Source organism: Lentzea sp. CC55 (assembly GCF_021056325.1).
In the GTDB taxonomy this organism is placed as follows: domain Bacteria; phylum Actinomycetota; class Actinomycetes; order Mycobacteriales; family Pseudonocardiaceae; genus Lentzea; species Lentzea jiangxiensis.
The window spans coordinates 1-7,425 of sequence record NZ_JAJCXE010000048.1; the positions used below are offsets into that span (position 1 = coordinate 1).

Sequence of the window (7,425 nt, forward strand, 5' to 3'; positions counted from 1 at the left end):
TCACTACAACACTGAACGCGGTCACCACGCACTCGACGGGCACCCACCCATCAGCCGCGTTCAGTCACCAACCTCATGACCAAGTACATCTAGGACGCGACCGGGTGCTGGTAGCGCAGGGCCTGGGTTGCGACCCGGGCCCCGAGGTGGCGTGCGGTGCTCAAGTCGGCGGTGTGGACGGCATCCGGGCCTTGGTCGTTCCAGGTCTGGGCGCCCGCGCCTAGGTAGAACCCGAGCCGGTTGTCGTCGTGTTCGCTGCTGGTGGTGGTGTTCCAGCCGGGCATCAGGCCCAAGCTGACCCAATGCATGCCGTGTTGTGCGGCGAGCAGGGACAGGTACTGCAGCGTGTGCAGCTTGTCGCCGCTCATCGATCCGGAGTTGGTGAACCCGGACGCGAGTTTGTCCATCCACCGCTGGGTCATCCAGCGCTTCGAGGTCGCTTCGGCAAACGCGTGGAACGCCCCGGATGCCGATCCCATGTAGGTCGGTGTTCCGAAGATGATCGCATCACCGGCATCGAGGATCGCCCACTCGGCGTCGGTCATGTCAGCGACGTCGACCATGTCGGCGCGGGCCTGGGGCACCGACTCGATGCCGTCGCGGACGGCCTTGGCGATCTCGAGGGTGTGCCCGTAGCCGGAGTAGTAGGCGATGGCGACGTGAACGGAGGGCATGTCGGTTTTCCTTTCGTCGTGCAGGGTTGGCTCAGGACTCGTGTGAGCCCGCGGTGTCGGTCATGTCCGGGTGGCGATCGCCGGCCACCTGCTCGGCGAGCGGATCCAGACGTGCGACTTCGTCGCTCATCGCCTGTGACTTCGCTCAAGCCCAGGTAGTGCACCTTGCCCCGCGCCACCGGCTCGGCCGTCGTTGCGATCGAATCAGCCAACGGCACCTTCGGGTCGCGGCGGTGCGTGTAGCAGAGGTCGATCACGTCGAGCCCGAGCCGGGACAGGCTGCCGTCGAGGGCCTGTCGGTCATGGCCCAGGTCGTTGTTCGCGGACATCGAGCCGTCGCCACGGACGCTGCCGAACTTCGTGACGATGACGACCTGCTCGCGGTGAGCCTGACGAACGGGGCGAGGAAGCCAGAGCCGCATCCGATGTCGCGCGGGCGGTCGACTCGTCGGTGTCGTCGTAGGGCGTCAGCCATTGCCACTCCTCATCTGTTGACATCGGTAACGCTATGACCGTGACGATGTCACTGTCAACGTCAACAGACTCCTGTTATCGTTGACACATGAACTCCGAGGATCGACGCGGCGGGTCTGACGAACAACGTGAGCGCATCCTCAGTTCGGCGGTGAAACTGCTCGCCGATGCCGGGCCGTCCGCGCTGTCCACCCGAGCAGTCGCGGCAGCGGCCGGAGTTCAGACGCCGACTCTGTACCGGCTCTTCGCGGACAAGGACGGGCTTCTCGACGCCGTGGCCAGCTTCGGCTTCGAGAGCTACCTCGCCGAGAAGCGCGCGTTCGAGCCCAGCGACGACCCTGTCGACGACCTGCGCCGGGGCTGGGAGGTGCACGTCGAGTTCGGGTTGGCCAATCCCGCCATCTACACGCTGATGTACGGGAACCTGCGGCCAGGCCGCCGCCCCGCCGCGGCGGCGGAGAACCGGGCCATCCTGCGCGGCATGCTCGAACGCGCCAAGGTGCAGGGCCTGCTCCGGGTGCCTGTCGAGGCGGCCGTGGTGGCCATCGAGGCATCCACGACAGGCGCGGTTCTGCTCCTGCTGGCCCAGCCGGAGCAGGCGCGGCACGCTCAGCTGATCCGGCCGTTGCGCGACATCGTGCTCGACGCCCTGGTGGAGCAGGCGACACCGCGTGCCGACGACCGCTCCCACATCGCCGACCGTGCCCAATCACTGCTCGCGATCGTCACCCCCGCCGACAACGCCGACCCCGTGGTCGACGCAGGCTTCAGCGTCTTCGAGGCCGGCCTGCTGCGCGAATGGCTCGCACGGCTCAACGAGGCCCACGAACCCACCGGCGGCAGCAACCCGGTGTGAGTGCTGGGCGATGCGGTGGAAACCCGCGCTCAGTGCGTTCGACATCGTGTTCGACAGCCTCCTGGCCGCCGAACGGAAGTAAGTACCTTCATCGTGAGTCGCGCCATTCGTTGACAGATCCCGCTGGTCGCGGGAGTTGATCGGTGGTGTCGTGCGAGTAAGTGGCGGTGCGGGCGCAACAGCGCAAGGCGTTGGTGGCACACAGATAAGCCAGTCGGAGCAGCACGGCTGGGCATCATCTTGTGTCGACCGATGTCATCGCGAAGAGCGATCTCATTCGTGGGCGCTCCAGCCCGTTGTCGCACATGTCATTGGCCTGCATGGACGGGGTGGTCGGCAGTCCCGACGCCACCCCAAGCCGTCACTGCTAACGGATTTTCGAAACTTTTAGCTAGTGCGCGTTCACGCAGTCCGTGTTGGATGTCCACTGTGGACCAGTTTTCAGTTGAGCGATTGCAAGCAGTACAACGGTTCTTGACGGCTCTTGTGTCGCAGCTTACTGTCGTGAGCGCTAACAATCGCTGTGGAGACGAAAAGTGTCGACCGCCCGGTGCGGCAGGAGTTCGGCCCGATTCACGTGATCGCCCGCTTTCGGTGGCCCACCGCGCGGTGGCGGTGCCACTCGTTTTCCCACACCTTGGAGAAGCGTCGTGAAACTCCGCTCGCCCCTGCTCCGCGCCGCTGCGGTCCTGGCCCTCCTCACCGCCTGCACGCCCGGCACCGGAGGTGGCGGGGGAGGCGACGGCAAGTCCTTCGAGTTCTGGTCGTTCGCCGCCATCAACCAGAAGCTGACTGTCGACGCGTACAAGGCGAAGCGCCCGGACATCCAGATCAAGCTGACCGAGGTGGGCACCTCCACGGAGACCGCCCAGTCGCTGACCACGGCGCTGGCGGGCGGCAAGGTGCCGGACCTGGTGCTCATCCAGGGCGACAACCTGCCGCAGTTCGTGGAGCAGCCGCAGAACTTCGTGGACCTGCGGACGCTGGGCGCCGACGACGTCAAGGGCGACTACCTGGACTGGGTGTGGCGGCAGAGCGTCGCCAAGGACGGCGAGGTGCTGGGCGTGCCCACCGACGTGGGCGGGATGGCCGTGGCGTACCGGACCGACCTGTTCGCCGCCGCCGGGCTGCCCACCGACCGGGCCGCGGTGAGCGCGCTGTGGCCGACGTGGGACGCGTTCATCGAGACGGGCAAGCGCTACAAGCAGGCCACCGGCAAGGCGTTCACCGACAACGCGGGCACCAGCGTGTTCTACCAGGCGGTCAACCAGGTCTCGGAGAAGTACCACAGCGCGGACCGCAAGCTGGTCCACAGCACCAACCCGCAGGTGAAGGCCGCCTTCGACCTCGGCATCAAGGCGGCGACCGCCGGGATCACCTCCGGGCAGTCCTCGTTCGAGAGCGCGTGGAGCGCCGGCATGGCGCAGGGCCAGTACGCGGCCGTGGCCGCGCCGTCGTGGATGCTCAACACCATCCGCAGCACCGCGCCCGACACCAAGGGCAAGTGGGACATCGCGACGATCCCCGGCGGCTCCGGCAACTGGGGCGGCAGCTACCTGGCCATCCCCAAGCGCGCGAAGAACCCGCAGGCGGCCTGGGAGTACATCAAGGAGATGCAGTCGCCCCAGGGCCAGTTGGAGCACTTCGTCCGGGTCGGCGCCCTGCCTTCCACCCCGTCGGTCTACCGGGACGGCAAGCTCGCCGACGCGAAGGACCCGTTCTTCTCCGACGCGCCGATCGGCAAGATCTACACCGATTCGCTGCTCGGGCTCAAGCCGTTCTACATCGGCCCCGACAGCGCGGTCATCGGCCAGGAGTTCCTCAACGCCATCACCAACGTCGAGCAGAGCGGCGGCAACCCGGCCACGGCGTGGGACGACGCGTTGCGCAACATCAAGACCGCCATCGGCGAGTGACCGCCGTGACCGCCACGCTCTCCCCGGCTTCCAGGGCCGCCCCACCTCCGCCCAGGACCAGGAAGATCACGGGTGTGGGCGAGCGCCTGTCGGCGTACGCCTACATCGCCCCGTTCTTCGTGATCTTCGGGGTGTTCGGGCTGTTCCCGTTCGCCTTCACGTTCTACGTGGCCCTGTTCGACTGGAACCCCATCGGCGACCAGGTGTTCATCGGCCTCGACAACTTCACCCGCATGTTCGGCGACCCGCGGTTCTGGAACGCCGCCGGCAACACGGTGAGCATCTGGGCGCTGTCCACCGTGCCGCAACTGCTGCTCGCCCTGGTGCTGGCGCACGTGCTCAACCACGCCCGGCTGCGGTTCGCGCTGTTCTTCCGGATGTCGGTGCTGGTCCCGTACGTCACCTCGGTGGCGGCCACGGCGATCGTGTTCGTGCAGCTGTTCGACCGCGACTACGGCCTGTTGAACTGGCTGCTCGGGCTGGTCGGCGTGGAGCCGGTGGACTTCGTGCAGTCCACTTGGGGCAGTCACCTGCTGATCGCGACCATGGTGACGTGGCGGTGGTTCGGCTACACCACGCTGCTCTACCTGGCCTCGCTCCAATCGGTGCCCCGGTCGGTGTTCGAGGCGGCGGCCATCGACGGCGCGGGGCCGTGGCAGCGCTTCCGCCACATCTCCGTGCCCTCGCTGCGCCCGGTGATCATCTTCACCGTGGTCACCTCGACCATCGGCGGCCTGCAGATCTTCACCGAGCCGCTGCTGATCGCCACGGGCGCGCCGCTCACCTGCGGGGCGGTGCGGCAGTGCCAGACGCTGACGCTGTTCCTCTACGAACAGGGCTTCGGGCAGTTCGAGTTCGGCTACGGCTCGGCGATCGGCGTCGCGCTGTTCGTCATGGTGGTGGCGATCGCCGCGCTCAACTACCTGCTGTCCACCCGGATCAAGGCGGACTGATGACGACCACCACCGCGCCGCGCCGCCGGCGTCTCGACCGGGTCCGCTGGTGGACCTACCTGTTGCTGGGCGTCGCCACCGTCGTGTGCCTGTTCCCGCTGTACTGGATGTTCATCGTCGCCACGAACGACACCGCGACCGCGACGCGGATGCCGCCCGAGGTCGTGCCCGGCGGCAACTTCCTCCACCTCGCGGGCCTGGTCATGGACACGGTGCCGTTCGTGCAGTCGCTGCTCAACAGCCTGGCCGTGGCCACCGCGATCGGCATCGGCCAGGCGGTGCTGTGCGCGCTGGCCGGTTTCGCGTTCGCGAAGCTGCGCTTCCCCGGCCGCAACGCGCTGTTCCTGGTGGTGGTGCTGACGATGACCGTGCCGACGCAGCTCTCGGTCATCCCGCAGTACCTGATCATGTCCGAGCTGGGCTGGGTCGACACGCTGCAGGCGCTCATCGTGCCAGGACTGGCGAGCGCGTTCGGCATCTTCTGGATGCGCCAGCACATCTCGGCCACCATCAGCGACGAGCTGATGCAGGCGGCCCGCATCGACGGCGCGAGCACCTGGCAGGTGTTCTGGCGCATCGCGTTCCCGATCGTGCGGCCGGCCGCGTTCGTCCTGGGCCTGTTCGGGTTCGTCACCGCGTGGAACGACTTCCTGTGGCCGTTCATCGTGCTCAAGTCACCCGAGCGCTACACCGCCCAGATCGCCATCAAGGCGCTGCAGAACAGCTACGACGTGGACCTCGGCCTGGCCATGTCCGGCTCGTTCCTGGCCACCGTCCCGCTGGTCGTGCTGTTCGTCCTCGTCGGCCGCCGCATGGTCGCCGGGATCCTCGAAGGCGCCTTCAAGGGCTGAAGCCCTCGCACACCAAGGAAAACCATGAACTCACCGAACTCCGGCACGTCGTTCTACGACAACCCCGTGATCCCCGGGTTCCACCCCGACCCCAGCGTGTGCCGGGTCGGCGAGGACTACTACCTGGTGTGTTCCAGCTTCGAGTACTTCCCGGGCGTGCCGATCTTCCACAGCCGCGACCTGGTGCACTGGCGGCAGATCGGCAACGTCCTCGACCGCCCGGCGCAGTTGCCGCTGCCGGCCGACGCGATGGCGTCCGACGGCATCTACGCCCCCACGATCCGGCACCACGACGGCCGGTTCTGGATGATCACCACGAACGTCTCGCAGGGCGGCAACTTCCTCGTCACCGCCGAACGGCCCGAAGGCCCCTGGTCGGACCCGGTGTGGCTGGACCTGCCCGGCATCGACCCCGACCTGGCCTGGGACGACGACGGCACCTGCTGGTGCGCCTTCGCCGGAGCACACGGCCCCACCTTCACCGGCGTGCAGATCGCCCGCGTCGATCCCGGGAGCGGAAAGGTGCTCGAGGACCCGTTGCCCGCCTGGGCGGGCACCGGGTTGCAGTGGCCGGAGGCGCCCCACCTGTACCGCGTCGGCGAGTGGTGGTACCTGCTGATCGCCGAGGGCGGCACAGAACGCGGCCACACCGTGGCCGTGGCGCGCGCCCGTTCGCCGCGCGGCCCGTGGGAGCCTGCGCCGGCCAACCCGATCCTGTCGCACCGCAGTACCAACCACCCGGTCCAGAGCACCGGCCACGCCGACCTGGTCACCACGCCGGACGGCGAGTGGTGGATGGTCCTGCTGGCCACCCGCCCGGCCGGGTACAGCCCCCAGTTCCACGTCCTGGGCCGGGAAACGTTCCTCACCCGCGTCCGGTGGGAGGACGGCTGGCCGCGCGTCGGACCCGTCGACCTGCGGGAGCGGGCGCCGGACCCCCTGCGACCGCAGGAGTCGGCACCGCGGCGCGACGACTTCGACGCGCCGGAGCTGGAGCCCCGGCTGATCTCGCCGCGGTCGCGCCCGGACGGCTCGTGGTCGCTGACCGAGCGGCAGGGGTGGCTCACCCTGCACGCCACCGGCGGCACGCTGGACCGGCCGGGCTGCACCTTCGCCGGTCGCCGCCAGCAGCACCCCGAGAGCCGGACCGCGGTGCTGCTGGATCACGGCGCCGGTCGCGCCGGCCTGTCGGTGCGCCTGGACGAGGGCCACCACTACGACCTGGAGGTGGCCGACGGCCAGGCGAGCGTGATCGCCCGCATCGGACCCCTGCGCCAGGTCGTGGCCACCCGCCCCGTGCCGGCGGATCCGGTGGTCCTCGTGATCACGACCAGGTCCGCGCGGAAGTGGTCGGCGGGGGAGGAGAGGCTGTCGGGCCTGCACGTCGCCGCACCCGACTTCGTCGCCTTCCACGTCGGCACGGACCCCGAGCCGCTGGCCGAGCTCGACGGCAGGTACCTGTCCACGGAGGTCGCCACCGGCTTCACCGGGCGGGTGATCGGCATGTACGTCACCGAGGGCACCGCGTGGTTCGACTGGTTCGACCACGGCCCGCTCGACGAACCTGGTCGTTCCTGACGGGCTCGTGGCCGGTCACCGTGAGCCGGTGGAGGTGAGCTGGGCGGCTCAGGCCTTGCGCGGATAGCAGACTCTATTGCTTCAGTGTTGACCGAAAAGAGTGCCGCCACCTCGGTGACCGGG

At 68.3% G+C, this 7,425-nt stretch carries 6 protein-coding genes and 1 pseudogene; 5 read left to right on the forward strand and 2 right to left on the reverse strand.

All coding sequences use genetic code 11. The features are described 5' to 3' along the window. Positions 1-89: 89 nt before the first annotated feature. Both L6E10_RS31365 and L6E10_RS41280 read right to left on the reverse strand, forming a co-directional pair. Entirely contained in the window at positions 90-674 is a 585-nt protein-coding gene (locus L6E10_RS31365; RefSeq protein ID WP_236223768.1) for a flavodoxin family protein, read from the reverse strand. Between the two features lie 146 nt (positions 675-820). After that, positions 821-1,096 (reverse strand): annotated as a pseudogene (locus L6E10_RS41280) (aldo/keto reductase); the annotation flags it as partial. Positions 1,097-1,236: 140 nt separating this feature from the next. On the opposite strand from L6E10_RS41280, the gene L6E10_RS31370 reads away from it, so the two are divergent. The 5 genes from L6E10_RS31370 (at position 1,237) to L6E10_RS31390 (ending at position 7,302) form a co-directional block, all read left to right on the forward strand. Further along, positions 1,237-2,004: a TetR/AcrR family transcriptional regulator gene (locus L6E10_RS31370; protein WP_240011648.1), complete on the forward strand. Its 768-nt coding sequence runs from the start codon at positions 1,237-1,239 to the stop codon at positions 2,002-2,004. A 650-nt stretch (positions 2,005-2,654) separates the two neighbouring features. After that, positions 2,655-3,920 carry an extracellular solute-binding protein gene (locus L6E10_RS31375; RefSeq protein ID WP_236223770.1) on the forward strand — a complete coding sequence of 422 codons (1,266 nt, stop codon included), beginning with the start codon at positions 2,655-2,657 and terminating at the stop codon, positions 3,918-3,920. Next, positions 3,917-4,873 carry a carbohydrate ABC transporter permease gene (locus tag L6E10_RS31380; RefSeq protein ID WP_236223771.1) on the forward strand — a complete coding sequence of 319 codons (957 nt, stop codon included), beginning with the start codon at positions 3,917-3,919 and terminating at the stop codon, positions 4,871-4,873. Before L6E10_RS31375 ends, L6E10_RS31380 begins: the two co-directional genes overlap by 4 nt. Beyond that, positions 4,873-5,724: a carbohydrate ABC transporter permease gene (locus L6E10_RS31385; RefSeq protein ID WP_236223772.1), complete on the forward strand. Its 852-nt coding sequence runs from the start codon at positions 4,873-4,875 to the stop codon at positions 5,722-5,724. Before L6E10_RS31380 ends, L6E10_RS31385 begins: the two co-directional genes overlap by 1 nt. A gap of 24 nt (positions 5,725-5,748) precedes the next feature. Beyond that, positions 5,749-7,302, forward strand: a complete 1,554-nt coding sequence (locus L6E10_RS31390) for a glycoside hydrolase family 43 protein (RefSeq protein WP_236223773.1) — start codon at positions 5,749-5,751, stop codon at positions 7,300-7,302. Positions 7,303-7,425 lie beyond the last annotated feature (123 nt).

Bases quoted from the DNA above. Each gene is read 5' to 3' on its own strand.
- L6E10_RS31365 (WP_236223768.1), bottom strand. From the start codon at position 674: ATGCCCTCCGTTCACGTCGCCATCGCCTACTACTCCGGCTACGGGCAC.
- L6E10_RS31370 (WP_240011648.1), top strand. From the start codon at position 1,237: ATGAACTCCGAGGATCGACGCGGCGGGTCTGACGAACAACGTGAGCGC.
- L6E10_RS31385 (WP_236223772.1), top strand. From the start codon at position 4,873: ATGACGACCACCACCGCGCCGCGCCGCCGGCGTCTCGACCGGGTCCGC.
- L6E10_RS31390 (WP_236223773.1), top strand. From the start codon at position 5,749: ATGAACTCACCGAACTCCGGCACGTCGTTCTACGACAACCCCGTGATC.